Origin of the sequence: Onishia taeanensis (assembly GCF_013349955.1) — a bacterium.
Classification (GTDB): domain Bacteria; phylum Pseudomonadota; class Gammaproteobacteria; order Pseudomonadales; family Halomonadaceae; genus Onishia; species Onishia taeanensis_B.
This window is the reverse complement of the sequence record NZ_JABVXC010000003.1, coordinates 118,750-144,849: the sequence shown is the minus strand read 5'-3', so window position 1 is coordinate 144,849 and position 26,100 is coordinate 118,750. Positions and strand designations below refer to the sequence as shown.

Here is a 26,100-nt window from a genome sequence, read left to right as displayed (position 1 = left end):
GGTGCTAGTATCAGCACTAGGTCAATGACCAATGATTGTCATAATCGAGTGTCAAGCACTTGATAGCAATCGCTGTTTGTCAGTAGCAACAACATGTTGGTGGCGATAATACGCCCTATGGTCCCGGCCTTGGTCAGCAAGGCCGGTTTTGGTGATTCTTTGATGGCGAATGGCCCATGATTCAGGTATCCCTGCCCTTCACCCGTGAGGAGTACGCAAGCCGGCTGTGGAAGGTGCGTGCCGAGATGGCCAGCCGTGGTATTGACGTAATAATCGTCAGTGATCCCTCCAATATGGCTTGGCTAACCGGCTACGATGGCTGGTCGTTTTATGTGCACCAGTGCGTGCTGGTAGGGCTCGAAGGCGAGCCGGTCTGGTATGGCCGGCGAATGGACGCCAACGGCGCCCTGCGGACCTGCTGGATCGATCCGGAAAATATTACCTACTATCCGGATTACTACGTGCAGAACCCTGATATGCATCCCATGGACTACCTGGCCCAGACCATCCTGCCGTATTACGGCTGGCATCAGGGCGTGGTGGGCATGGAGATGGATAACTACTACTTCTCGGCCAAGGCCTACCAGAGTCTGCTGCGGGAGCTGCCTCACGCCCGCTTCATCGATGCCAATGCGCTGGTCAACTGGTGTCGAGCCATCAAGTCGCCACAAGAAGTCGAGTACATGCGCGTGGCGGCGCGGATCGTCGAAGGCATGCACTCACGGATCCTCGAGATGATCGAACCGGGGTTGCCCAAGAGCAAGCTGGTCTCCGAGATCTACCGGGTAGGCATCGAAGGCTGGCGCGATGAACAGGGCAAGATCTTTGGCGGCGATTATCCGGCCATCGTGCCGATGTTGCCGACGGGCAGCGATGCCGCAGCACCACATCTGACCTGGGACGACACCCCCTTTCGCGAGGGGGAGGGCACCTTCTTCGAAATCGCCGGTGTCTTCAAGCGCTATCACGCGCCGATGTCACGCACTATCTATCTGGGTTCGCCACCGCGTGACTTCATTCGCGCCGAGTCGGCGCTGCTCGAGGGTATCGAAAATGGACTGGCCGTTGCCAAGCCCGGCAACCGCTGTGCGGACATCGCCATGGCCCTGGGGTCCGCCATGGATAAGTACGGTTTCGACCGTGGCGGCGCTCGCTGCGGCTATCCCATCGGCATCAGCTATCCACCGGACTGGGGCGAGCGGACCATGAGTCTGCGCCCGTCCGATGAGACTATTCTCGAACCCGGCATGACGTTTCATTTCATGCCAGGCATGTGGGATGAGGACTGGGGCCTGGAAATCACCGAAAGCATTCTGATCACCGAGACGGGCTGTGAAACGCTGGCCGACTTCCCACGCCAGCTGTTCGTCAAATAAGGAGACCTTCATGAACATGTCAGCGAGCCGAGTGCGGCCAAGCCCCATTTCCGCCACAGTCGACTTCGAGGCCGAGGGCGTTCAGCACGGCTTCCTCAAGCTACCGATCTCCAACGACGAGTCGGCCTGGGGCGCGGTGATGATCCCGGTGACCGTGATCAAGCACGGTGAAGGTCCTACCGCACTGCTCACCGGCGGCAATCATGGCGATGAGTACGAGGGCATGACCGCGCTGATGAAGTTGGCCAACGGCCTGAATGCCGAGCAGGTCCAGGGTCGCGTGATCATCGTGCCGATGATGAATACCCCGGCCGCTCAGGCCGGCCGGCGGACTTCGCCGATGGACAGCGGCAATCTCAATCGCAGTTTTCCGGGCAATCCTGATGGCGGGGTGACCGAACAGATCGCCGACTACTTCACTCGCTATCTGGTGCCGATGTGCGATGTGGTGCTGGATCTGCACTCCGGGGGACGGACTCTGGATATCGTGCCCTTCGCCGCCTCGCATCAGCTCGAGGACCGGGACTTGCAGCGCCGTGCCCTCGAGGGTGCCAAGGCCTTCGGTGCGCCCACGGCGATGATGATGTTCGAACTGGACGCCGAAAAACTCTTCGACACCGCTGTGGAGCGCCAGGGCAAGGTATTCGTGGCCACCGAGCTGGGCGGCGGTGGCACCACAACGCCGGAGCGACTGAAGATTGCCGAGCGTGGCGTCAACAACTTCCTGATTCACTTCGGGCTGATCGATGGCGAACTCGAGGGGCCGGACGAGCCCCAGGTCTACGTCGATATGCCGGATGCCTCCTGCTACGTGCAGAGCGAGCATCAGGGGCTGCTGGAACTGACGCTGGCGCTGGGTGAGCCGGTCCGTGAGGGCGAAGTGATCGCGCGGGTCTATGACATGAGCCGCACTGGCACTGCGCCGATCGAGTACCGCGCCGAGCGCAGCGGCCTGCTGGTGGCGCGACGCTTCCCGGCCCAGGTAGGTATGGGCGATACCATCGCGGTCATCGCCGATATCGTCGACGCCCTGGACGGATGAAGCCACGATGAAGCTCGATCGTTATGATCTGAAGATCCTCGAAATTCTGGCCGAGGACGGCCGTATCACCAAATCTCGACTGGCGGAGGCGATCAATCTATCGGTCAGCCCCTGTTGGGAGCGGGTGCGGCGGCTGGAGAAGGCCGGCATCATCGAAGGTTACGGTGCACGCCTCAACTCCCGCATGGTGGTGCGCCGGACACCGGTCTGGGTGCAAATCGAGCTCAAGTCACATCATGCGGGCGATTTTCAGCGCTTCGAGGCGGAGGTAATGGCCACCCCCGAGGTCACCGAATGCGTGGCCGTAGGCGGCGGGGTCGACTACCTGATCAAGGTTGAAGCAGAAACCATCGATGCCTATCAGCGGCTGATCGACGGTTGGCTGATGTCAGAAATCGGTATTCAGCGCTACTTCACCTATATCGTCACCAAGACCGTCAAGCATACGGCACCGCCGATTGAGCTGGCGTGTGATTAAATGGCGCCCGTGTAAATCACGTGGATTCCACTTCACGCAAAACTGACATAAGCTGGAATCGTAGCGAGCAGTTTGGCGATATCGCCTACTACGAGGGTGATTGGCGCACAAGGCGGCCAATCGTTTTTAGGCTATCGCAGCGCAGAGGTTCGCATGTCTTATTTCACGATTGCAGGGGTGCAGCTCCAGGCACCTCACCACGGTGACAACACCGATGCTATGCGCGCCCGCATTGAAATGCTGGTAGCGCGCTTTCCCCACGTTCAGATGGTGGTCTTCAGCGAGCTGATGGCGCACGGTGCTTCTCCACTGAACGCGCAGTCCATGCCCAGCGGCACCGAGGCCATGTTCTGTGAACTGGCCGAAAAACATCGCCTGTGGTTGATTCCGGGCTCAATGTTCGAGCAGGTCGGCGAGCTCGTCTACAACACCCTGAGCGTCATCAATCCGCAGGGGCAGGTGGTCAATCGTTTCCGCAAGATGTTCCCCTTCCGTCCCTACGAGGCCGGCGTTGAAAGCGGCACCGAGTTCGTGGTCTTCGACGTGCCCAACATCGGTCGTTTCGGCGTCTCGATCTGCTATGACATGTGGTTCCCGGAAACCACGCGCACCTTGGCAGCCATGGGCGCGGAGGTGATCCTGCATCCGACCATGACCGACACCATCGATCGTGATATCGAACTGTCCATCGCGCGCACCAATGCCGCGGTCAATCAGTGCTATTTCTTCGATATCAACGGTGCTGGCGCGCTGGGTAACGGCCGCTCGATCGTGGTCGGACCGTCTGGGGATGTCATCCATCAGGCAGGCATCGGCGAAGAAGTCATGCCGATCGAGATCGATATGACGAGAGTGCGTCGCGAGCGTGAGGCGGGGCTGCGCGGGCTTGGTCAGCCGCTCAAGAGCTTCCGCGACCGTCAGGTGGACTTTTCGCTATACCGGAGCGAGACCCGTTCCACTCCCTTCCTCGACACCTTGGGCCCGCTTGCGAAGCCGGCGCGTCGGGATATCGAACCATACTGATCGCCTCTCGCGTTGATGGGCGGCGTTTACTGAAAAGGAGTTCATGGTGGTAACCCCTATTATCCAAGGTTTACGACGTCTGTTTTCTCGCCTGATGAGCCACAAAAGCGCCGCCCAGAGTGGCGGCGCTTCCCCCTCCGCCTCGCAAGCAGCGCAGGAACGTCACCCAAAAGGAGCCAGCTCCATGACAACAAAACTGACCAGCATCTCCGATGTGCGCCGTTTCTTTCATAACAACAAAGAGCCGGTCTACTTTATTTCGGCGACCAACTTCAACCTGCTGGGGATCGGCGATTGGGTGGGTAATTTTCGCCACATCAACTACATCAACTGCTTCGATGACAAGCAGAAAAACGTCTTCGTGCCCAAGGAGAAGTTCCCGCGTGACTTCGAAAGCATCGAGGACATCAACAATTACCTGCTCGAGCATAAGGAAGTCATCGACTATATCCGCTCTCGGGGCGAGCAGGGGGTGGCTGCCTTCCTGATGTTCGACGAGCACACCGAAGAAATCTGCGAACAGCTGGGGCTGCGGGTGGCCTTCCCGCCGGCCAAGCTGCGTTCGCGGATGGACAACAAGATCGAAACGGTGCGTATTGGCAACAAGGTTGGCGTACCCAGCGTACCCAACGTGCTGGCCAAGGTGGACAGCTATCAGCACCTGATGGAGATCAGCAAGGAACTGGGCACTAACGATCTGGTCATTCAGTCGGCCTATGGCGACTCCGGCCACACGACCTTCTTCGTTTCCAATGAAGACGAGTACTACCGCCACGCCGAAGAGATCGAGGCCGAAGAAGAGGTCAAGATCATGAAGCGCATCAATTGCCGCGGCTCGGCCATCGAGGCCTGTGCAACTCGTTGTGGCACCGTGGTGGGCCCACTGATGACCGAGCTGGTCGGCTTCAAGACCCTGACACCTTACAAGGGTGGCTGGTGTGGCAACGAGATGTTCGCCGGTGCCTTCACTCAGGAAGTGCGTGACAAGGCTCAGGAATACACCAACCGGTTTGGCGAAGCGCTGCGCGAGGAAGGCTATCGTGGCTATTTCGAGCTCGACTTCCTGATCGACATGGACACCAACGATGTCTATCTCGGCGAGCTCAACCCGCGGGTTACCGGTGCCAGCTCGTTGACCAACGTGGCTGCCTTTGCCCATTCGGACGTTCCGCTATTCCTGTTCCACCTGCTCGAATTCTCGGGCCAGGATTTCGATATCGACATCCAGGCCGTCAATGATCGCTGGGCGCACCCTGATAGCATTGACAGCTGGAGCCAGCTGGTGATCAAGCACACCGATGAAACGGTGGATCTGCTGACTCAGGCGCCGCAGTCTGGCGTCTGGCGGATGGCGGTGGACGGCAGCATCGCATTCGATCACTACGATTCGCATCCGCATGCAGCAGAGAGCGAGCAGGAGGCCTTCTTCATGCGCATCAGCGGCGTTGGCGACTTCCGCTACGAGGGGGCGGATCTCGGCATCCTGATTACCCGTGGGCGTCTGATGGATGATGACTTCCAGCTCACCGAGCGCGCCAAGGCCTGGATCGATGCCATTCGTGGCCAGTATGCCGGCCAGTCGGTGCAGGATCCGGTGGTGGAGCAGGTGGCCGTGAATCATGCGGTGGGCGGCGGCAACTTCAAGATCCTTTGATGAAAGATACCGCTATGGGACGGGCTGGCCGCCAGTGGGACGCTGATACCTTCAAACAGCTGGCCTTTCGCACCGTCCATGAGCCGCAGGCTGGCGCTAAGTGGCAATCGCTTTTCGAGCTCCACTGGCCGGCATATGAGCGCTGGTTCTTGTCGGAAGGCGAACGGGAGCGGCCAGGTTACCTGGCCGGCTTCAATGCCATGCGACGCTACATGCCAGAGTTGTTACCGACCTACGAGCGTCTGTGTGAGCTCGCCGGCGGTGGCGATCTCTCCTCGCGCATGCTGAGCCTCTATCGTCCGCCGGCCTATATCACCGGTTGCTCGCAGGCGGTGCTTGCCAACGGCAATAGCAATGTCCTGGTGCGCAACTACGATTATCCACCCGAGCTTTGCGAGGGCACCATTCTTTCCTCGTGCTGGAATGGACGCCAAGTGATCGCCATGACCGACTGTCTGTGGGGTGTGCTTGACGGCATGAACGACAGCGGTCTGGCGGTGTCGCTGGCCTTCGGTGGGCGGACCGTGGTCGGCGATGGCTTCGGTGCGCCGATGATCCTGCGCTATATCCTCGAGTTCTGTGATACCACCCCTGAGGCGGCCGAGGTGTTGGCGCGGGTGCCGACGCACATGGCCTACAACATCACCGTCGATGATGCCCAGGGACGATATGTCACGGCGATGATTGCGCCGGATCGCAAGGCCACTATCAAGCGTGTGCCGGTGGCGACCAACCATCAAAAAAAGATCGAGTGGTATGCCCACGCCTTGGCGTCGGAAACGCTTATTCGTGAGCGCCAGCTCTCGATCCTTGTTGATGACGACGCCACCACCGAGGAGCGACTGGTCTCTGCGTTCTTCGCGCCTCCGCTTTATCGCACCGACCACCGTCGTGGGTTGGGTACCGTTTATACCTCGGTGTACCGGCCTCTACAGGGACGCGTGCAGTTTCATTGGCCGTCGCACAACCTTGACCTGAGTTTCACGCATTTTCCCGAGACCAATTTCATCATTCACTACGGGCCTCGGCACCAAGGTGCCGGCTAGCCTATCGATTACGCTGTTTGCGGGCAGAATGCCCGTGGCAGTTGCATAATGACAAGCAGCGCTGCTGGGGACGCACCATGAGCGATACGATTGGAACAGATACGCCGTATACGGCCCTGGGGTTCTACCACAAGATCTCCCAGCTTCGTGCAGATACTTGGAACGCTCTCAAGCGCGATCTTGGCAAGCTGATTTACCTCCAGGACGACGCCCAGTCCCGCAACCTGATCAAGGCCGTCGACATCAAGCTGACCCGCCTGGAGATCATCGAGGACTATCACGCCTTCCCCTCCAAGGAAGACTTTCGCCACCTTTGGCACCTTTTCAACCGCCAGGAATATTCGCTGCTCGAGAAGGTGGTCAAGCGGCTAGTGCGGGCGATGATCAGCGAGTCCTACCGTCGTCGCCAGGTCGACCTCAGCGAGACCGATGCCGATGCGGAAGACCTCGAGACCCTGGATGCCCTGGCGCAGCTGCGTCGCGGTCACCCGACCTCCAATAGCTCCTCTCAGCCCTACTTCGAGGTGTTGATCGTCGATGCTATGTCGCTGCAGGAAGAGGAAGTGGTGCGCGAGGCGTTTCATAACTTGCGGCGACCCGAAGACAAGTTTGTCTACGATGTGGTGACGGTGCGCAGCTTCGAGGATGCGTTGATCGCGATACTGGTCAATCCGAACATTCAGGCCTGCCTGATCCGCTACGAATTCCCCTACAAGTCGAAGTACAACCTGAGTGCCCTGCGCAACTACCTCGAGGGTATCTCCGAGGTGGAACTGGAGAGCAAGTCCGAGGCCGAGCGCAGCATTCTGCTGAGTTCGATGATTCGCGAGATTCGTCCCGAGATCGACCAGTTTCTGGTCACCAGTGGCGATGTGGAAGTGACGGCCAGCCGAGATATTCGCCACTTCAATCGGATCTTCTATCGCGAAACGGACTATATCGAACAGCATCACACGATTCTGCGCGCCATCGACAACCGCTTCCGCACGCCGTTCTTCGATGCGCTACGGGAATATAGCCGCAAGCCCACCGGTGTCTTCCATGCCATGCCGATTTCCCGGGGCAAGTCGATTACCCGCTCCCACTGGGCGGGGCAGATGATCGACTTTTACGGCATCAATATCTTTCTGGCTGAGACGTCGGCGACGTCCGGCGGGCTGGATTCCCTGTTGCAACCCTACGGGCCGATCAAGAAGGCCCAGGAGAATGCGGCTCGCGCCTTTGGCTCACGGCAGAGCTTCTTCGTCACCAATGGTACTTCGACAGCCAACAAGATCGTCGTCCAGGCCCTGGTCAAGCCGCGTGACATCGTGCTGGTCGATCGCGACTGCCATAAGTCGCACCACTACGGCATGGTGCTGAGCGGCGCCCACGTGGCCTATCTGGATTCCTATCCGCTCAACGATTATTCGATGTATGGCGCCGTGCCGCTGCGCGAGATCAAGAAGACCCTGCTGGAATACAAGCGTTCGGGGCAGCTCGACAAGGTCAAGATGCTGCTGCTGACCAACTGTACCTTCGACGGCGTGGTCTACAACGTGCGGCGGGTCATGGAAGAGTGTCTGGCCATCAAGCCTGACTTGGTCTTTCTGTGGGACGAGGCCTGGTTTGCCTTCGCCACCTTCAACCCGACCTATCGCCCGCGCACCGCGATGCATGCCGCGCGCCACCTGCGTGACCGTTATCGTAGCGAGGAGTATGCGGCGGAATATGCCGCCTGGAAGGAAGAGTTCGATCAACTGGATCCGGATGACGATGCCACCTGGCTCGATCGGCCGCTGATGCCGGATCCCGAGACCGTGCGGGTGCGCACCTATGCGACCCATTCGACCCACAAGACCCTGACGTCGCTGCGCCAAGGGTCGATGATCCACGTTTATGACCAGGACTACCGCCAGAAGGTCGAGGCGCCGTTCCACGAAGCCTACATGACCCACACCTCGACCTCGCCCAACTACCAGATCCTGGCCTCGCTGGACGTGGGGCGGATGCAGGCCGAGATGGAAGGTTTCGAGCTGGTGCACTCCCAGGTCGAGGCGGCGCTTTCGCTGCGCGAGCAGCTCTATACCAACCCGCTGTTGAACAAGTACTTCGAGGTGCTCAAGAACAGTGACCTGGTGCCTGCGGAGTTCCGCCAGTCTGGGGTCGAGACCTACTACGATGCCAATGCAGGCTGGAACAAGATGGAGGAGGCCTGGGCCCAGGATGAGTTCGTGGTCGACCCGACGCGCATCACCCTGTCGATCGGCAAGACCGGTATCGATGGCGATGCCTTCAAGAACGACTATCTGATGAACCAGTATGGTATTCAGATCAACAAGACCTCTCGCAACACCGTGCTGTTCATGACCAATATCGGCACCACTCGCGGGGCCATCGCCTACTTGCTGGACGTGCTGATCAAGCTGGCCAAATCCTTCGATCGACGCTGGGAGGAAAGCAGTCGTCCAGAGCGCAAGATCATCGAGCATCAGGTCAAGTCACTTATCCATGATTTGCCGCCGCTGCCGGACTTTAGCCGCTTCCACGATGCCTTTCGGCCGCATGTGGAAGCCGGTACGCCGGATGGCGATATTCGCCGTGCCTACTTCCTCAGCTACGATGAGGAAAATACCGAGTACCTTCGCTTCGACAATGGCGAGCTGCAGCGGGCCATGACGGCGGGTCGCGACGTGGTTTCGGCGAGCTTCGTGATTCCCTATCCGCCGGGCTTCCCGGTGCTGGTGCCGGGTCAGGTGATCAGCGAGGAGATTCTCTACTTCCTGCAGGCGCTGGATGTTACAGAGATTCATGGCTACCGGCCGGAGCTCGGTTTGATCGTGTTCACCGAAGAGGCGCTGCTGGCGACGACTTCCGAAGGCGCCGATTGACACCTGCGGGCCGCTCTCGGTTCCACCACCTACTACCAAGCATCGCCATCGCCTCGGCCATTCGGTCGGGGCGATGGCGTTTCTGGGTCATACGTTGTGCCTGGTCCGATTCTTTGCCGCCAGATTCGCGATAGCAGCGGGCAGAAGATTCTGCTGCTTTCGACCAGAAGACAAAAAAAACTGAGTGTCGACAGTGGTCCAACAAAAAGTCTCGTCCTCCTTTACACCGTACGCTGTATGCATGAGACGGCATTGGCCGTCCGGTCGTATTTTAGCGTGAGCGCCATGGGCGCTGCTTTTCCAGGAGATGTTTCATGAAAGTGTCCACAACAGTGACTCAGCGACTCGACGATCCACGCCTGTTCCGCCAGTACGCCTATGTCGACGGCAAGTGGACCCATGGTGATGGTGGCCGTGAGGAGGCCGTGATCGATCCGGCCACTGGTGAGGTCCTGGGGCATACCCCCTGGCTGGAAGCCGATCAAATTCGCGGCGCGGTGGATGCGGCGGAGCGTGCCTTTGTCCAGTGGCGTGCGCTACGAGCCGATGAGCGCGCCGACCGTTTGCTGGCCTGGTACGACCTTCTGCAAGAGAATCGCGAAGATCTGGCCATCCTGATGTCCATGGAGCAGGGCAAGCCGCTACCGGATGCTCGCGGCGAAGTGGAGTATGGCGCCAGCTTCATCAAGTGGTTCGCCGAGCAGGGCAAGCGCACCTTCGGTGAGACCATACCCAGCCATATCCCCAATGCGGCCCTTGGCACCATCAAGGAGCCTATCGGGATCGCCGCCCTGATCACGCCCTGGAACTTTCCCCTGGCGATGATCACGCGCAAGGCAGCCGCCGCCATGGCCGCCGGTTGCCCGGTGATCGTCAAGCCGGCCGGCGAGACGCCGTTCTCGGCGCTGGCGCTTGCCGAGCTCGCCGAGCGGGCCAGCATTCCCGCGGGTATCTTCAACGTGGTGCTGGGCGAGCCCGCCGAGGTGTCCTCGATCCTGTGCAAGGAAGAGCGCGTCAAGGCATTGTCCTTCACCGGTTCCACGCGGGTTGGGCGGCTGTTGCTCGAACAGTGCGCCGGTACCGTCAAGCGTGTCTCGCTGGAGCTGGGTGGCAACGCGCCCTTTATCGTCGGCCCGGACATGGATCCCCACGAAGCCGCGCTGGCGGCGGTGGCGGCCAAGTTCCAGACCGCCGGTCAGGATTGCCTGGCGGCCAACCGCATTCTGGTGCACGAGTCGATCCACGACGCCTTCGTCGAGCACTTCGCCGAGCGCATGGCGGCGCTGACCGTTGGCAACGGCCTGCAGAGCGAGGTGGATCTCGGCCCGCTGATTCACGGCCAGGCGGTGGAAAAGGCCTCGAGCATCGTCGACGACGCCATTTCCCGGGGCGCGACCCTGGTGGCCGGCGATCAGTCGGCGGCGCCTGGAGCCAACTTCTTCATGCCGGTGCTGCTGACCGGTGTGACGCCCGAGATGAAAGTCTGGCGGGAAGAGAACTTTGCCCCGGTGGCCGGCATCACCGCCTATCGCGACGACGATGAAGTCATTGCCATGGCCAACGATACCGAATACGGCCTTGCCGCCTATGTCTACACCCACGACATCCGCCGTATCTGGAAACTGATGCGGGCGCTGGAATACGGCATGGTGTCGGTCAACTCGGTCAAGATGACGGGTCCGCCGATTCCCTTCGGTGGCGTCAAGCAGTCGGGGCTTGGGCGTGAAGGCGGCGTCAGCGGCATCGATGAGTATCTCGAGACGAAGTATTACTGCCTGGGGGCGCTGGGCTCCGTCTCTGGTAGTTGAGCTTGCTGCGAGTTACGAGCCACGAGCCACGAGCTTCGAGCTTCGAGCTTCGAGCAACCCCGAAATCCCAGGGAGGGTGGTCGCTCGTGGTTGAGGCGGCAGGGTGTAGTGAGGGTCTTTTGCCAGGAACGGCAAAAGTAGCGCCCAGGGATGGGGTCACAGCGCCCTCACGGAGCCCTGCCGCCGAATCGCCCAGCCCGGGAAGTTTCAGGGCGAACCGAATTCGATGAACTTTCTCTCCGGCGCCGCCGGGGAGTCTTAATGGAGAACTGCATGACCACGCACCAGGATCTGATCGATCGCGACCGCAAGGTGACCTTCCACGCTTCCACGCACCTGCGCGACTTTGCCCATGGCGATGCGCCGGGCCGGGTGATTACCGGAGGCAAAGGCATCAATATTGTCGACATGGACGGTCGCGAATTCATCGACGGCTTTGCCGGCCTGTACTGCGTCAACATCGGTTATGGCCGCACCGAGGTGGCTGACGCCATCTACAAGCAGGCCCTCGAAATGTCCTACTACCACACCTATGTGGGGCACTCTAACCAAGTGCAGGTCGAGCTTTCCGAGAAGATTCTCGAGCTGGCCGGCCCCGGCATGTCCAAGGTCTACTACGGCATGTCAGGCAGTGATGCCAACGAGACTCAGCTCAAGCTGGTGCGTTATTACAACAACGTGCTCGGTCGCCCGCAGAAGAAGAAAGTCATTTCGCGGATGCGTGGCTATCACGGCTCCGGCATCGCATCGGGGTCACTGACCGGCCTGAAGGCGTTTCACGATCACTTCGACCTGCCGATCGATACCATCCGCCACACCGAGGCGCCGTATTACTACCACCGTGCCGCCGAGCAGGAAGGCATGAGCGAGCAGGAATTCTCGGCCCATTGCGCCACCCGGCTCGAGGAGATGATTCTCGCCGAAGGCCCCGACACCGTGGCTGCCTTTATCGGCGAGCCGGTGCTCGGCACCGGTGGCATCGTGCCGCCGCCGGAAGGCTACTGGGCAGCGATCCAGGCAGTGCTCGACAAGTACGATGTGCTGCTGATCGCCGACGAGGTGGTCTGTGGCTTCGGGCGTATCGGTACCCACTTCGGCAGCCATCACTACGGTATCAAGCCGGACCTGATCACAGTGGCCAAGGGCCTGACCAGTGCCTATCAACCGCTGTCCGGGGTGATCGTCGGCGACCGCGTATGGAAGGTGCTGGAGCAGGGGACCGGTGAATACGGCCCGATCGGCCACGGCTGGACCTACTCCGGTCATGCGCTGGGCTGTGCGGCGGGGCTTGCCAACCTCGAGATCATCGAGCGCGAGGGCCTGACCGCCAATGCTGCCGAGACCGGCGCCTACCTGCAGCAGCAGATGCAGGCCACCTTCGGGGATCACCCGATCGTCGGCCAGGCTCGTGGTGTGGGCATGCTGGCCTCGCTTGAGTTTTCCGCCAACCCGGCCAAGCGTGCCCACTTCGATCCGAGCCTCAAGGTCGGCCCACGGATCGCCGCGGCCGCTCTCGAGGAGAATCTGATCGCCCGTGCCATGCCGCAAGGGGACATCCTCGGTTTTGCGCCGCCGCTGATCACCACCCGTGACCAGGTCGACGAGATCATTGCCCGCGCCAAGCGTGCGGTCGACAAGGTGACAGACGAGCTGACCGCATCGGGTGACCTTCGCTGATCGCCGATCCGGCAAGCGAAGGCTGAGAATCGAAGGCGCCGCCCACTGGGCGGCGCCTTTGGTTATACGCTGGCCATGGTCGTATTCGTAGCCGTGTTTATGACGGTGTTGATGACTCGCTTCATGGCGCTGGTCATGACGGCGGTTAACGCTATGGTTAGGGTCACCCGATGAAGAATAAAAGCATAGAGGAAGCGCCTATGTCTCACTCTACTCATGGCGTCACCCTGGCCGAGCTTTACCTAGCGCGCAAGCGCCTCGCCGGCCAGGTGGTGCGTTCGCCGCTTATCCCTTCGCCGGCCCTGTCACGCCGCTTCGATGCCGAGGTGCTGCTCAAGCTCGAGACCTGCCAGCCCACCGGCGCCTTCAAGCTGCGTGGCGCCACCAACATGATCGCCGCCCTGATCGAACGCCACGGCCGCGAGGCCCTGGCCCGCGGCGTCACCACCGCGTCTACCGGCAATCATGGCCGGGCGGTGGCCTTCGCCGCGGCGCGCCTGGGCGTGCCGGCGACCATCTGCCTGTCGACCCTGGTGCCGGCCAACAAGGTCGCCGCCATCGAGTCACTGGGCGCCACCGTCACCCGTATCGGCGCCAGCCAGGACCAGGCCTTCGAGGAAGTATCGAGGCTGGTCGACGAGGAGGGCATGACCCTGATCCCGCCCTTCGACGATCCATTGATTGCCGCCGGTCAGGGCACCATCGGTCTCGAGTTGATGGAAGATGCCCCCGGCCTCGACCGGGTCTTCGTCGGGCTCTCCGGCGGTGGTCTGCTTGGTGGTATCGGTGCGGCCATGAAGGCCATTCGTCCTGAGGTTCAGGTGACCGGGGTCAGCCTCAGTCGCGGGGCGGCGATGTGGAAGAGCCTGGAAGCCGGTCATCCGGTGGCGGTCGAGGAGGCCGAGAGCCTCGGCGATTCGCTGGGCGGGGGAATAGGCCTGGATAACCGCTGCAGCTTTGCCTTGGTCGACGAGGTGATGGACGATCACTATCAGGTCTCCGAGGCGGCTATCGCCCACGCCATGGTCGATATGCTCGAGAACGAGAAGCTGCTGGTCGAAGGGGCCGCAGCGGTCGGGCTGGCGGCGATCGAAGAGCACCGTATCGACATCCGCGGCCAGACGGTTGCGCTGATCGTCTCCGGCAACGGGGTGTCACTCGAGACGCTTGATCGGGCACGACGCCTCGCAGCACGCTAATACGTCTGATTCCCACAATACGATATTTTCTTATCAGGAGAGGCTCATGCAGCTATTCGACCGGGCGGCGATAAGCGCGGCCGTGACGCTGGATCAGGACGCCCTGAACGCCGTGGAAGCGGGCTTCGCGGCCCTGGGGCGCGGCGAGGCGGTGCAGCCGCCGATTCTGTCCATGGCCATCGAGGAAGCCAACGGCGAGGTCGACGTCAAGACCGCGCATATTCGCGGCTTTTCCCGTTTCGCCATCAAGGTCAGTCCTGGGTTCTTCGATAATCCCAAGCGAGGGCTTCCCAGCCTCAATGGCCTGATGATGGTGTTCTCGGCCCAGACCGGCCTGGTCGAGGCGGTGCTGTTCGACGAGGGCTATCTGACCATGGTGCGTACCGCCCTGGCAGGCGCCATTGCTGCCAAACACCTGTCTCGGCCAGATAGCCGGCGGGTCGCGGTGCTGGGGGCCGGCGAGCAGGCGCGTCGCCAGGTCGAAGCGCTGCGTCTGGTGCGCGATATCGAGGCCGTGGATCTCTGGGCGCGCCGGCCGCAGGCCGCGCATGACTGCGCCGAGCAACTGCGCGCTCAGGGGCTTGCGGTGAGAGTGCATGAAAGCGTGCGCTCCGCCTGTGCCGACGCCGACATCATCGTGACCACCACACCGTCCCAGCAGCCGATTCTCAGTGCGGCGGACCTGCCAGAGGGCGTGCACGTTACCGCCATGGGCTCGGACAGCCCCGAGAAACGCGAACTCGAGACCAGCGTGCTGACCCGCGCCGATGCCTTCGTATGCGACAGCCGGACCCAGAGCGAGCGCAATGGCGAGCTCAAGGCCTTCGCCGGGACTGCTGACCGAGGCGATGGCGGCGGTGAGGTGCCTTTCAAGGTCTTCGAGCTGGGTCGCTTGATTGCCGAAGGCCAGCGCCTGCGGCTGACGCCTGCCACCATTACCGTCTGCGATCTTACCGGTACCGGCGTGCAGGACACCGCCATCGCTGATTTTGCCCTGAGCCGCTTGAGTTGAGCCTGTTGGGCCGGCACCTGCGGTGGTGGCCGGCGCATGAGGCCTGGCTTGTCGCTGATGCCAAATGCGGCCAAGCTGTTGATCGGGTAAGCATGCGAGGCACTTTCTACGCCTCGGGGACTCAGTGTTAGGTGCTAGGTTTCAAGCTCTCAGTCTCGAGTACTCATTTATAAGTACTCAGTTATAAGTACTCAGTATCAAGTACAAGGATGCAAGATGAGCAAACGTGTACTGGCCTTCGATGTCTACGGCACCCTGATCGACACCCACGGGGTGATCGCTGAACTGGAAGAAACGCTCGGTGAACGAGCGGCGGCTTTTTCTCAGCGCTGGCGTGACAAGCAGTTGGAATACAGCTTTCGGCGAAGCCTGATGGGGGCCTATGCGCCTTTTTCCGACTGCACTCGAGAGGCGCTGGAGTTTACCGACCGGGCCTTGGGTGCGGGCCTTACCGAGGGGCAGAAGGATCGCCTGATGGCCACTTACGGCAAGCTACCGGCCTTTCCCGACGTTGCCGAGGCGCTGGAGCGCTTTGCCCGTGCCGGTGTGACCTGCGTGGCTTTTTCCAATGGCACTCGTGAGGCGGTCGATGGGCTACTGAGGCAGGCCGGGTTGCGAGAGCATTTCGACGACATCGTCAGCGTCGATGAGATCAAACGATTCAAGCCCGACCCTGCGGTCTATGCGCATCTGCGCGATCGCATGGAGAGCGAGGCCCAGGACACCTGGCTGATTTCCAGCAACCCCTTCGATGTCATCGGTGCCCGTCATGCCGGGCTGCATGCCGCCTGGATCAGGCGCAGCGCCGAGGCGCCCTTCGATGCCTGGGGTGGTGAGCCAGATGTGACCGTGACCGACCTGCTCGCGTTAAGCGAACGGCTGGTCTGAGGCCGCGGGTTGGATACGTGCCCGGATATCCCTGCCGGGATGCCTGTCTCACCAAGAAACATCGCGGCCACCCCGTGGGCCGTGGTCACCTCAAGGTTCCACCGGAAAGGAGTACGATCATGATCAAGGCAAGACTGGCCCTCGTCGCCGTGACCCTCTTCAGCCTGTCGGGTATCGCCTCGGCCGCCGACAAGGCCGATGGCATCGAATATCTGGATAGCGCTCAAGACATAGAAGCGGTCGATCAGGGCCTGCGCGACGCTCTGGATGGCAAGGGCCTAACGCTGTTCACGGTCATCGACCACGCCGCGAATGCTGAGAAGGCCGGGCTGTCCCTGCCTGCGACGCGCACCTTTGTATTCGGCAACCCCAAGGTCGGCACCCCGATGATGGCATGTCAGGGCAGCATAGCGCTGGACCTGCCGCAGAAGATGGTGCTTCGCCAGCAGGGCGACGGCACAAGGCTCGAGTGGAATTCCCCCCACTACCTGGCCGAGCGACACCGGCTGGGCGGCTGCGAACTGCCACTCGATAAGGTGGCGGGCATTCTCGAGTCGGTGGCGCAGGCGGCCGCCACCCCCTGACGGGCAAGCATGCTCGATACGACGCCATGCCTTCGGTGGCCGGGCAATCGGCGTGGCTAGCGGTCTTCGTCGGCCGCCAGATGGCCTTGCCCGGCTCGCTTGAGCAGCGCGAACTGCCGGTCGCACTGCCGGCAGGCCACGCACATGCTGAGGTGAAAGCGCAGCGAGAAGCGCTCGCCAAGACTGAGTGTCGCATCCAGGCGCCTGGACATCAGCCGGGGTCGCGCGGCCGCCAGGCGCTGCATCCTTGCTTGGGTGTCTTGCGTCGGTTCCGCGGCCATGCCATTCCCTGTCGTCGAGAGTGCCTCATATCATGATTCTCTGAGGCGAAACATCAAGGCGAGGCGTCCTGGCCCTGCCAGCGGGCCACATCGGCGGGCCGGTCGACGTCCCAGACCTTGGCCGGCTGCGCGAGCCGCCACCCCAGGCTGTCCGCTCTGGCCAGCGTCTGGGCAAGCACTCGATCACTTCCCCAGTCGATATCCGTGAAGAACGCCTGACAGGGCTGGCGTAGCCCTACCAGTGCATAGCCGCCGTCCTCAGCGGGCAGCAGCACGCCGTCATGATCGGCCAGTGCCGCGTGACAGTCGGTGAGCAGTTGAGGCGTCAGCACCGGGCAGTCGCTGCCCACCAAAAGCCCCGGAGCGCCCATGGCCTCGAGCGCCGTGAACATGCGCACACCCAGATTGCCCTCTGGTTGAGGCCGCAGGCTGATGCCGTGGCGCTCGGCGAGTTCCACGAACAGCGGATGGTCATGCTCGAGGCCCGTCCACAGCACGATGCGGTGGGCCGGGGTGGCGGCCAACGCGACCTCCAGGGTCTGGCGCAGCAGCGCCTCGTGCAGCCTGGCCGCGGCCGCGGGGGCGAAGGTGGGGGTCAGCCGGGTCTTGACCCGCCCCGGTATGGGGGCCTTGGCGAGAATCGCCAGAGGAAAGCCGTCGTCACGGCGATCAGCGTGCATGGCGGTACTCCTCGGCCAGTCGTTGGCAGTCCTCGCCCCGCCAGTAGCGATAACGCAGCCGCCACATCAGCAGTATGGTGGCCCAGAGGCCATTGTTCTCCCAGCGTCGCCCGGAAGTCACCACTCGCGTCCTCAGGCAGGTCGGCCTAGACAGGTGTTTCAAGCGCTTGCTGATCTCGATGTCCTCCATCAGCGGCTGATCGGGGTAGCCACCCACGGCCTCGAAGGCGGCGCGGGTCATGAACAGGGCCTGGTCGCCGGTGGCGATGCCGGTGAGTCGCGAGCGCCAGTTCATGCAGAAGGCAATCACCCCCAGCATGCTTTGCTCACCCGATAGGCGAATGTCGAAGCGGCCCCAGCAGCGGGAACCGGACACGGCCTTGGCGATCAGTCGGTCGGCGCGTCGGGGCAGCTTGGTATCGGCATGAAGGAACAGCAGTCGATCCCCGCGACTGGCCCGGGCGCCCAGGTTCATCTGTCTGGCACGGCCAGGCTCGCTGGACAGCACCCGGCTGGCGTGGCGCCTGGCAATCGCTACTGTGTCGTCCTGGCTGCCGCCATCGACGACGATGATCTCGACGCCGCACACCCAGAGGCCGAGCAGCGCCGTCAGTTGGGCATCAATGCCGGCCGCCTCGTTCAGGGTGGGAATGATGATGCTCAGGCGCGGCGGGTTGGAGAGCGCGTTGGATACGGACATGGTCACGGGCTTGGATGAGGCATGGATAGTGCACTGAATCGGGTCGAGTGATGGATGGGGTCAATACTGGGCGCCCAGCTCGATGACCGGGCCGCCGGCGGCGTTGGCATCGGCTTCATCGTGGGTAACCATCAGCGTCGGGAGGCCAAGACGCTGTACCCGCGCGAAGACCAGCGAACGCATCTCGTGGCGAAGCGAGGCATCGAGCTTCGAGAAGGGTTCATCCAGCAGCATGGCACAGGGCCGCGAGAGCAGCACCCGCATCAGTGCCACTCGGGCCCGCTGGCCGCCGGAGAGCGTGGTCGGGTCGCGGTCGGCGAAACCGGCCAGGCCGATTTCCTCGAGTGCTGCCTCGATCGTCTTGTCGCGTGCCTTCCGTGTCGTTTGCCGAGACGCTTTTCGGGCCGCTTTACGCGGCATGCCGAAGGCCAGGTTGCCGCCGACACTCAGGTGGGGGAAGAGCAGCGGGTCCTGAAACAACAGCCCCAGCTGGCGCGCTTCGGCCGGCAGGCGAGTCAGGTCCGTCTCGTTGAGCAATACGCGCCCTTGGCCAGTGAAGGCGGGCGCCAGGAAGCCGGCCAGGTAGGCAAGCAGGGTCGATTTACCGACGCCTGACGGGCCCATCAGGGTCAGCACCTCACCCGGGGCGATGCGGGTATCCAGCGACATCAGCGGGCGACCGCCCTGATCGATACGGATGTTCTCGAGGATCAGGGCGTGCCCGGTGGAAAGATCGTCGCCTGCCGATCGTTCCGCAATCGTTAGGGGAACCCCACCAGGGGACAAGGCATCGAGAGAGGTCACGGGTTGAGTACTCCACTTCGGTGACGCATCAGCAGACGCGGCAGGGCCAGCGCCAGGGCGAAGCCCAGGGCTGGCAGCAACAGCTGCATCAGCGCATAGACGGCGGTCAGACGACGGTCGCCACCGCTTGCCAGGCTAACCGCCTCGGTGGTCAGCGTTGACAGGCGGCCGGCACTCATCAGCAGGGTTGGCAGGTATTGGCCGACGCTTACCGAGAACCCGACCGCCGCGGCGGTGAGGATGGGGATCGTCAGCAACGGCAGGCGTACGCGCCAAAAGAGACTGGCCGGCGAATGGCCGAGGCTCGCCGCTACCTGTGCCCAGCGGGGGTCCAGACGCCGGTAGCTCTCGGCAAGCGACAGGAAGACATAGGGCAGCACGAAGAGGCTGTGGGCCAGAATCACGGCCAGTGCTCCCGGGGCCAGCCCGGCCTGGACCTGCAGTTGAACCAGGCCGAACAGGAAGGCGACCGGCGGTACGACCAACGGCAGATACAACACCAGCTCCGCCCAGGCGGCCATGCCGTGGTTGCGCAGATGCTCGGCTTCCAGGGCGCCGACGGTCAATACCAGCGACAGCCCGGTGGCGGCGAGGCCGATCAGCGCCGTTTGCGTCAGCGGCTCCTTGAGCCCGGGCAGCGCCCCCTGCCAGGCGTGAAGGCTCAGCGGGCTTGGCAGCGCCGCCGGGAAGGGCCACCAAGCAGCCAACGACCACAGTACCAACCCCATGAGGCTGCCGCCCAGCAGTAGCACGGCCAGCAGAGTGGCGAGCCCACCGGCGCCAGCCCAGATACGGTCGCCGGCCTCACGGCGGCCACCAGTCAGGGCAGACCGGGAGAGGCTGGCGACCAGCCGTTCGCCGAGCCACCACAGGCCAAGCGCCGCCAGCGTCACGGCGAGCTGTAACAGCGCCGCCGCCGAGGCGACGAAGCGCATGGAAAGGTCCGGGTCATTGATCCAGCGCACCACCGCCACGGCGAGCGTCGGTGGGGTGCTTGGGCCGAGGATCATGGCCACTTCGACATTGGCGGAGGCGAAGGCGATCACCGCATAGATCGGCAGGCGAATCAGCGGGTAGAGCCCCGGTAGCACCGCCTTGGCGAAGGCGGTGAGCGGCGCATAGCCCAGCGACCGAGCCAGCCGCAGCCGTGCCTGGGCCTGGCACTGGGGCAGGGCGGCCAGACTCATCAGCAACAGAAAGGGCACTTCCTTGACGACCAGGCCGATGATCAGGCCCAGTCCCCAGGGGTCGCCGGGAAACAGGTAGTCCGGTGGTGTGTCCCAGCCGCTTGGCCAGGGGGAGACCAGGCGGCTGGCGAGCCCCGAGGGCGCGAGCAAAAAGGCGATGCCGATGGCGGCAGCAGCATGCGGCACTGCCAGCAGGGGCGACAGCAGACGCCGGACAAGTGCCAGGGCTCGCGTCTCGGCAAAGGCGCCGAGAAACAGCATGACGATGAGAAGCGAGATCAGCGCACTGGCAAGTCCGGCGCTCAGGCTCAGTCGCACCATATCGGCAAGCCCTGGCGTCGCCACCAGGGTCCGCCAGTGCTCGAGGGTCAGTTCATCACCGCCGAGAGCCGGCAGCCAGCCCAGCGCTGGGGCCAGAACCCCGGCCAGCCCCCCAGCCACTGGCAGGCTGAGCAGGGCCATGGCGAGCCAGGGGGTGGTACGAATGGTCGGTGAGAAGAGGCGCATCGGGTCACTGGCTGCCGTAACGCTCGAGCCAGGCCGCCTCGAGGCGTTCCATCCAGCTCGGGTGCGGCTCGGGAAGCGTCTTCGACAAGGCGCCGGCGGGCAGGGCGGCCGGGTTGTCACTGTCGTCGATAAAGGTCGCGCGCTCCTTGTCGCTCAAGGCGTTCATATCCAGCACCGTCCGGTCGCCCCACACGGCCGGGTCCTGCTTGTGTGCCTGGGCTTGTGACGAGAGCAGGAAGTTGGCGGTCACCAGAGCCCCGGCCTTATGGCTTGCATTGAAGGGAATGGCCACGAAGTGGACGTTGCCGAGGGTGCCGCCATCGAGCACATAGCTGCGGGTGGTGGGCGGCAGCTGGAAGTCGGCCACGGCTGCCGCGGGCTCGGAGGGAATGAAGGTGAAGGCCAGGCTCAGTTCGCCGTCACCCATCAGGCGCTTCATTTCTGGGCCGCTAGTCGGGAAGTTGCGCCCTTCGCGCCACAGATAGGGATGCAGCGTGTCGAGATAGTTCCACAGCGGTGCGGTGACGGCGGCGAAGTCGCTTTCCTCTACCGGCTGATAGAGCGGCGCGGTGTCCGGGGTCAGCTCGATAAGCGCTTGCTTGAGGAAGGTGCTGCCGGTGAAGTCGGGCACCAGGGGATAGGTGAAGCGGCCCGGATGGGCGCGTGCCCAGTCGAGCAGTTCGGCCATGGAGCCCGGTGGGGTCTCGATGCGGGCGCTGTCGTAGTAGAAGGTCAACTGCGCCTTGCCCCAGGGCGCCTCGAAGCCTTCGGTTGGTACCGTGAAGTCGACGCGCACTTCCGGGTTGGCATCGGCACGGGTCAGTGGGTAATTGGGCAGGGTTTCGGCGAAGGGGCCGTAGAGCAAGTCGTTGTCCTTCATGGCGGCGAAGTTCTCGCCGTTGATCCAGATCAGATCGATGGCGCCCTCATCGAGGTTGCCGGCGGCCTTTTCGGCGATGACCCGGGACACCGCCGTGCCGGTATCGCTGAGTTTGACGTGTACCAGCTCGATGTTGTGGCGTGCCTCGAGCTCGTCGGCGACCCAGGACAGGTAGTCGTTGGTGCGGCTGTCCCCGCCCCAGGCATTCCAGTAGACCGTCTGACCCTGGGCGGCCTGTTCGATGGCGCTCCAGTCATCCAGTGCGAGTTCCTGGGCGAGGCTTGGCGAGGCAGTGGCGAGCGCAGCGGCGCAGAGGGCGACGCTTGCAAGCGAGCGGCCGAGAGAGCGAGTGAACGCGTCCTGGCGGGCCGAGGGGGCAATCCGCTGCATGGTGAGACTCCTTGTGTTGAACCGATACGGCGATGATCGTTTACGGTGATGAGCGTTGCACAGTAAGGCGCTTGGCCAGGCGCTTGAGAGCGAGGGTCAGGCCAGGCCGCTGTCATCGGCCAGTGCTCGCCACTCATGGCGAACCCGTGCAATGACAGATGGCGACAGGTAGTGCTCGACCCGGTCGGCAACATGCGCGATCAGCGCGGGATCACTGAGTTCCGATGACCAGTCTTCACCCGCCGCGCTGGCGTCTCGGGCCCTTTGTTGCTCGACCTGCCACTTGGCGCACCAGGTCACCGACCACAGCCACATGGCGCGGCGACACTGCAACAGCTCGTCGGCATCGATGCGTGCGCCGTGCTCGGCCATGGCGGCAGCCCAGGCACGATGAAAAGCGCGCACCTCGCCAAGGCTAAGTTCGGCATGGCTGTGCGGGTCCCAGGTGGTCGAGGTGTACAAGCTCGCATGGGCCAGGTCGAAGCCGGGCAGGCTGTAGCGGCATTTCTCCAGGTCGACGAGCATCGCGCGGCCGTCGTCCTGAATCAGAAAGTTGCCGGGGTGGGCATCGAAGCTGATCAGCGACTGATTGGCTGGCGGTGCCTTACCGCACCACTGCTCGAGATCTGCCAGGTCATCGGAGAGCTGGCGGTGAACCTCGGGGGCGATCTTGGCTCGGTCAAGGTAGGCGGCCTGCTGGTGAAGTTCCGTGAGCATGGCCGCCCAGGGGTCGGCCGGCGCCTGCAGGGGCGCTCGTCGAGCGGCTGGGGGCAGCGGCTGTGCGTGCAGGCTGGCCAGGGCCTTGGCGATCGCCGGCAGGTCGTCGGGCAGCCGGGCGTGGCGGCCGTGGATCGCCGACACCAGCAGGCCGCCGCGTGGCAGGGCGTCGCTTGCGGGGAGCACCGCCTTTAGGGCCGGGGTGTGGCCGCCCTGGCTGGCCCGTGTGAAGCAGGCCGCCTGATAAGCGAGATTGTCATCGCCGGCAAGGCGCATCTGGCTTTGCTTGGGCAGCCGCGCCACCCAGTCCGCGCCGTTGTGGCGGGAAAGCCACAGGTGGGCGTGAGCCAGGCCGGTGTCGGCCATTGGGGTCAGCGCCGTTAGCTCACCATCGAGGCCCGCCTCGATGAGTGCCTGATGCAGTGGCTGGCGCAGTGAGGCGATGGCCTCTGTCGAGTCAGCAGTGTCCGTGTCGAGCATGGTGGTCTCGGCTCAGCAAAACAAAGGGTGATGGAGCTTGGTCGACTATCGCCGGTCAAGTTTACAATCTTTTTGTCACCGGACCTTACCCGATGTCAGCGGGATGGGCAGACAATCACTATCGCTGAATGGAAATAAGCACTGCGATGGCATGATGGTGCAAGCTTGGGCCGCGTGCAGCGACTAGAGTAATGGCATCTCCTCATGTTGATGGATGTCGCCATGTCGTCAGTTTCTTCAGTGTCTTCACTACCTAACGCTGCCGTCGCCGATGATCGCGCGCTGGCCTTTCAGCGCTATAACCGGCCGGAGCTATTGCGCATCGGCTTGGTGCTGCTAGATACCGACTACACCTTGGAGCGGGACTGGCATCGACTGGTCGGTGACGACATGGAGCTTTTCTGCACCCGCATGCCCACCCATGCCGAGGTGACCCCCCAGGCCCTCAAGGCGCTCGAGGCGGGCATTACCCCAGCGGCGGCGACCCTGGTACCGGGGCTTCCGCTCCATACCCTGGCATTCGGTTGCACCTCGGCGGGGCTGTTGATTGGCGATGTGCCGATTGCCGAACGCCTGCATGCCGTGCGCCCGGAGGTGGCGGTCACTCACCCCTGGCTCGCGATCCGCGCCGCTCTGGAAGCCCTGCAAGCGCGGCGCATCGCCGTGCTGACGCCCTATGTGCGTGAAGTCGATGATGCCTTCCTTGCCGCCTTCTCGGCTCAAGGCATCGAGGTCGCGGCCATCGGCGGCTTCCGTCTCGATCATGATCCGGACATTCCGGCGGTGGACCCCGCCTGCCTGGGCGATGCCCTGGCGACGCTGCTCGACGGGTTCGGGCCAATAGACGCGGTGGTTCTGCCCTGTACCAACCTGCGCGCGCTGGATGTGCTCGATGAACTCGAACAGCGCTTCGGCGTGCCCTGTGTCTCGAGCAATCAGGCACTCTATTGGCATGCGCGCTGGATCGCCGGCCGGCCTACCTGTCAGGCGGGCTTTGGACGGCTTTTGGCTGGGGTATGAACGCATAAGTGCCGAGCGTCTGCGGGACGACGGGCGACAGGCGTCCAGGGTCACGAATCTGGCGATATGGTCCTTGATGACACCTGTCCTGGCGATACAGTCCCCGGCGTGAGGGATGTTGACTATGGTGTAAGGGAAAGGGGCTAGCCGAATCCGTGGCTCAGTTGAGCGGTGAAGGAAGCCTTTGCCTAGCACAGCATCTTTCGGTGTTAGGTTACAGGGAAGGGGGCAGATGTCATGCGGGTCATCACAACCCATCGCATACGACGCCGTTGGCTGTGGTCGAGCCTGATGGCTTTACTGCTGGGGGCGATGCTTGCCTGGCTGGGGCCGGTTCTTGCCCAGCAGGATGCGCGTGATCGCCTGGGCCTGGTGATGACGCTTGATGGTGCCATTGGCCCCGCCACTGCCGACTACTTCTCTCGTGGCTTGCACCGGGCCCGGGACGCCCAGGCGGAACTTGCGATTCTTATCCTGAATACCCCCGGCGGGCTCGATGCCTCGATGCGTGACATGATCAGCGAGATGCTCGCCTCGCCAGTCCCGGTGGCGGTCTATGTTGCACCCGGTGGCGCGCGAGCGGCCAGTGCCGGCACTTATCTCTTGTATGCCAGCCATGTGGCGGCCATGGCGCCCTCGACGCACCTGGGGTCGGCCACGCCGGTGAGTATGGGGGGTGGTGGTCTGCCCGGCCTTGGCGACGAGGCCCCTGCGACCGATGAGGAAGATGCAGGGCATGCGGCGCCGGACAAGGCCAAGGGCGGCGAATCCGCGAGGAGCGCCGGTGCGTCGGGCTCTGGGGCTTCAGACTCTGGGGCTTCGGGTTCTTCGCCGGCAGACCGGCCTGCCGCCGAGGCTCCAAAGCGACGGGGGACTACCGCCATGGAGCGCAAGGTACTCGAGGATGCGGTGGCCTATATCCGCAGCCTTGCCGTCCGACACGGGCGCAACGCCGACTGGGCCGAACTCGCCGTACGCGAGGCTCGTAACCTGACCGCCCGCGAGGCCCTCGAGCAAGACGTGATCGATGTGCTGGCACGCGACCTCGACGATCTGCTGAGTCAGGTCGATGGTCGGACCGTGGTCATGGCTAACGGTGAACGGGTGCTGGACAGCGCCGGCCTGACTCTCGAACGTTTTGACCCGGACTGGCGCACCCAGCTGTTGTCGGTGATCAGCGACCCCAACGTTGCTTACTTCCTGATGATCATCGGCTTCTACGGGCTGATTTTCGAGCTGGCCAACCCCGGCAGCCTGGTGCCCGGCACCATTGGCGTGATCTCGCTGTTGCTGGCGCTGTTCGCCTTTCAGGTGCTGCCGGTCAACTTTGCCGGCCTGGCGCTGATCCTGGTCGGCCTGGGGCTGATCGCCGGGGAGGCGCTGATGCCTAGCTTCGGCATTCTCGGTATCGGCGGCATCGTGGCCTTCGTGATCGGCTCGGTGATCCTGATGGATGCCGAGAACCTGAGTGTTTCGCTGCCGCTGATCGGCGGGGTGGCAGCACTCGCTGCGGTCCTGCTGCTGTGGATGATGGTCCATTTCATGCGTCTGCGCCGGCGCCCCGCGCGGACCGGGAAGGAAGAGATGCTGGGCGCCGAGGCCAGGGCGCTTGATGACTTCGACGGCGATGGTCATGTATGGCTGCACAACGAACGCTGGCGGGCACATGCTTGCGAGCCGGTGCGTAAGGGGCAGGCCCTCAGAGTGGTGCGCCTTGTGAGCCTGACCGTAGAGGTCGAACCAATCGAGGAATCATCACCCGAGACCTAGCTGTCATCTGAGGGACGTCGCGCCTAG

22 protein-coding genes are annotated in these 26,100 nt (G+C 62.9%); 15 read left to right on the top strand and 7 right to left on the bottom strand.

Features of this window, described 5'->3' with window-relative positions; all coding sequences use genetic code 11:
• Nucleotides 1-176: 176 nt before the first annotated feature.
• The 13 genes from doeA (at nucleotide 177) to HUS66_RS05355 (ending at nucleotide 16,657) form a co-directional block, all read left to right on the top strand.
• Nucleotides 177-1,376, top strand: coding sequence for an ectoine hydrolase DoeA (doeA, locus tag HUS66_RS05415; RefSeq protein WP_175069933.1), 1,200 nt, complete (start codon nucleotides 177-179; stop codon nucleotides 1,374-1,376).
• Nucleotides 1,377-1,386: 10 nt separating this feature from the next.
• Nucleotides 1,387-2,418 (top strand): N(2)-acetyl-L-2,4-diaminobutanoate deacetylase DoeB, encoded by a 1,032-nt coding sequence (gene doeB / locus HUS66_RS05410; RefSeq protein ID WP_175069932.1) that lies wholly within the window; start codon nucleotides 1,387-1,389, stop codon nucleotides 2,416-2,418.
• Between the two features lie 7 nt (nucleotides 2,419-2,425).
• Complete coding sequence (locus HUS66_RS05405; RefSeq protein WP_175069931.1) at nucleotides 2,426-2,896, top strand: Lrp/AsnC family transcriptional regulator; 471 nt, start codon at nucleotides 2,426-2,428, stop codon at nucleotides 2,894-2,896.
• Nucleotides 2,897-3,049: 153 nt separating this feature from the next.
• Nucleotides 3,050-3,919 carry a carbon-nitrogen hydrolase family protein gene (locus tag HUS66_RS05400; RefSeq protein ID WP_175069930.1) on the top strand — a complete coding sequence of 290 codons (870 nt, stop codon included), beginning with the start codon at nucleotides 3,050-3,052 and terminating at the stop codon, nucleotides 3,917-3,919.
• A gap of 184 nt (nucleotides 3,920-4,103) precedes the next feature.
• Entirely contained in the window at nucleotides 4,104-5,573 is a 1,470-nt protein-coding gene (locus HUS66_RS05395; RefSeq protein WP_175069929.1) for a biotin carboxylase, read from the top strand.
• A complete protein-coding gene (locus HUS66_RS05390; protein ID WP_254628704.1) occupies nucleotides 5,573-6,619 on the top strand; it encodes a C45 family autoproteolytic acyltransferase/hydolase in 1,047 nt (348 codons plus the stop codon). The genes HUS66_RS05395 and HUS66_RS05390 overlap by 1 nt, the downstream gene beginning before the upstream one ends.
• A gap of 77 nt (nucleotides 6,620-6,696) precedes the next feature.
• On the top strand, nucleotides 6,697-9,489 hold the full coding sequence (locus HUS66_RS05385) for an aminotransferase class I/II-fold pyridoxal phosphate-dependent enzyme (RefSeq protein WP_175069928.1): 2,793 nt from the start codon (nucleotides 6,697-6,699) through the stop codon (nucleotides 9,487-9,489).
• 314 nt (nucleotides 9,490-9,803) lie between these two features.
• Nucleotides 9,804-11,297: an NAD-dependent succinate-semialdehyde dehydrogenase gene (locus HUS66_RS05380; RefSeq protein WP_175069927.1), complete on the top strand. Its 1,494-nt coding sequence runs from the start codon at nucleotides 9,804-9,806 to the stop codon at nucleotides 11,295-11,297.
• 273 nt (nucleotides 11,298-11,570) lie between these two features.
• Nucleotides 11,571-12,974, top strand: a complete 1,404-nt coding sequence (locus HUS66_RS05375) for an aspartate aminotransferase family protein (protein WP_175069926.1) — start codon at nucleotides 11,571-11,573, stop codon at nucleotides 12,972-12,974.
• A gap of 200 nt (nucleotides 12,975-13,174) precedes the next feature.
• A complete protein-coding gene (gene eutB / locus HUS66_RS05370; protein WP_175069925.1) occupies nucleotides 13,175-14,173 on the top strand; it encodes a hydroxyectoine utilization dehydratase EutB in 999 nt (332 codons plus the stop codon).
• A gap of 46 nt (nucleotides 14,174-14,219) precedes the next feature.
• Nucleotides 14,220-15,185 carry a cyclodeaminase gene (locus HUS66_RS05365; protein ID WP_175069924.1) on the top strand — a complete coding sequence of 322 codons (966 nt, stop codon included), beginning with the start codon at nucleotides 14,220-14,222 and terminating at the stop codon, nucleotides 15,183-15,185.
• A 216-nt stretch (nucleotides 15,186-15,401) separates the two neighbouring features.
• Nucleotides 15,402-16,073 (top strand): haloacid dehalogenase type II, encoded by a 672-nt coding sequence (locus HUS66_RS05360; protein WP_175069923.1) that lies wholly within the window; start codon nucleotides 15,402-15,404, stop codon nucleotides 16,071-16,073.
• Between the two features lie 119 nt (nucleotides 16,074-16,192).
• Entirely contained in the window at nucleotides 16,193-16,657 is a 465-nt protein-coding gene (locus HUS66_RS05355; protein ID WP_175069922.1) for a DUF302 domain-containing protein, read from the top strand.
• Between the two features lie 56 nt (nucleotides 16,658-16,713).
• On the opposite strand, the gene HUS66_RS05350 is transcribed toward HUS66_RS05355, so the two are convergent.
• From HUS66_RS05350 to HUS66_RS05320, 7 genes are all read right to left on the bottom strand, one after another.
• Nucleotides 16,714-16,938, bottom strand: a complete 225-nt coding sequence (locus HUS66_RS05350; protein ID WP_254628703.1) for a zf-HC2 domain-containing protein — start codon at nucleotides 16,936-16,938, stop codon at nucleotides 16,714-16,716.
• 53 nt (nucleotides 16,939-16,991) lie between these two features.
• Nucleotides 16,992-17,618: a TIGR04282 family arsenosugar biosynthesis glycosyltransferase gene (locus HUS66_RS05345; RefSeq protein ID WP_175069921.1), complete on the bottom strand. Its 627-nt coding sequence runs from the start codon at nucleotides 17,616-17,618 to the stop codon at nucleotides 16,992-16,994.
• Nucleotides 17,608-18,318, bottom strand: coding sequence for a TIGR04283 family arsenosugar biosynthesis glycosyltransferase (locus HUS66_RS05340; protein ID WP_175069920.1), 711 nt, complete (start codon nucleotides 18,316-18,318; stop codon nucleotides 17,608-17,610). The genes HUS66_RS05345 and HUS66_RS05340 overlap by 11 nt, the downstream gene beginning before the upstream one ends.
• Before the next feature lie 60 nt (nucleotides 18,319-18,378).
• Entirely contained in the window at nucleotides 18,379-18,987 is a 609-nt protein-coding gene (locus HUS66_RS05335; RefSeq protein ID WP_175070111.1) for an ATP-binding cassette domain-containing protein, read from the bottom strand.
• A gap of 131 nt (nucleotides 18,988-19,118) precedes the next feature.
• Nucleotides 19,119-20,816 (bottom strand): ABC transporter permease, encoded by a 1,698-nt coding sequence (locus HUS66_RS05330; protein WP_175069919.1) that lies wholly within the window; start codon nucleotides 20,814-20,816, stop codon nucleotides 19,119-19,121.
• A gap of 4 nt (nucleotides 20,817-20,820) precedes the next feature.
• Entirely contained in the window at nucleotides 20,821-22,086 is a 1,266-nt protein-coding gene (locus HUS66_RS05325; protein ID WP_175069918.1) for an ABC transporter substrate-binding protein, read from the bottom strand.
• A gap of 96 nt (nucleotides 22,087-22,182) precedes the next feature.
• Entirely contained in the window at nucleotides 22,183-23,283 is a 1,101-nt protein-coding gene (locus HUS66_RS05320; RefSeq protein ID WP_175069917.1) for an aminoglycoside phosphotransferase family protein, read from the bottom strand.
• A gap of 222 nt (nucleotides 23,284-23,505) precedes the next feature.
• Here HUS66_RS05320 and HUS66_RS05315 point away from each other — a divergent pair, with 222 nt between their 5' ends.
• The gene (locus HUS66_RS05315) at nucleotides 23,506-24,303 is read left to right on the top strand and encodes a maleate cis-trans isomerase family protein (protein ID WP_175069916.1); all 798 of its coding nucleotides are present in this window, start codon (nucleotides 23,506-23,508) and stop codon (nucleotides 24,301-24,303) included.
• A 237-nt stretch (nucleotides 24,304-24,540) separates the two neighbouring features.
• On the top strand, nucleotides 24,541-26,073 hold the full coding sequence (locus HUS66_RS05310; RefSeq protein ID WP_175069915.1) for an NfeD family protein: 1,533 nt from the start codon (nucleotides 24,541-24,543) through the stop codon (nucleotides 26,071-26,073).
• Nucleotides 26,074-26,100: the final 27 nt, after the last annotated feature.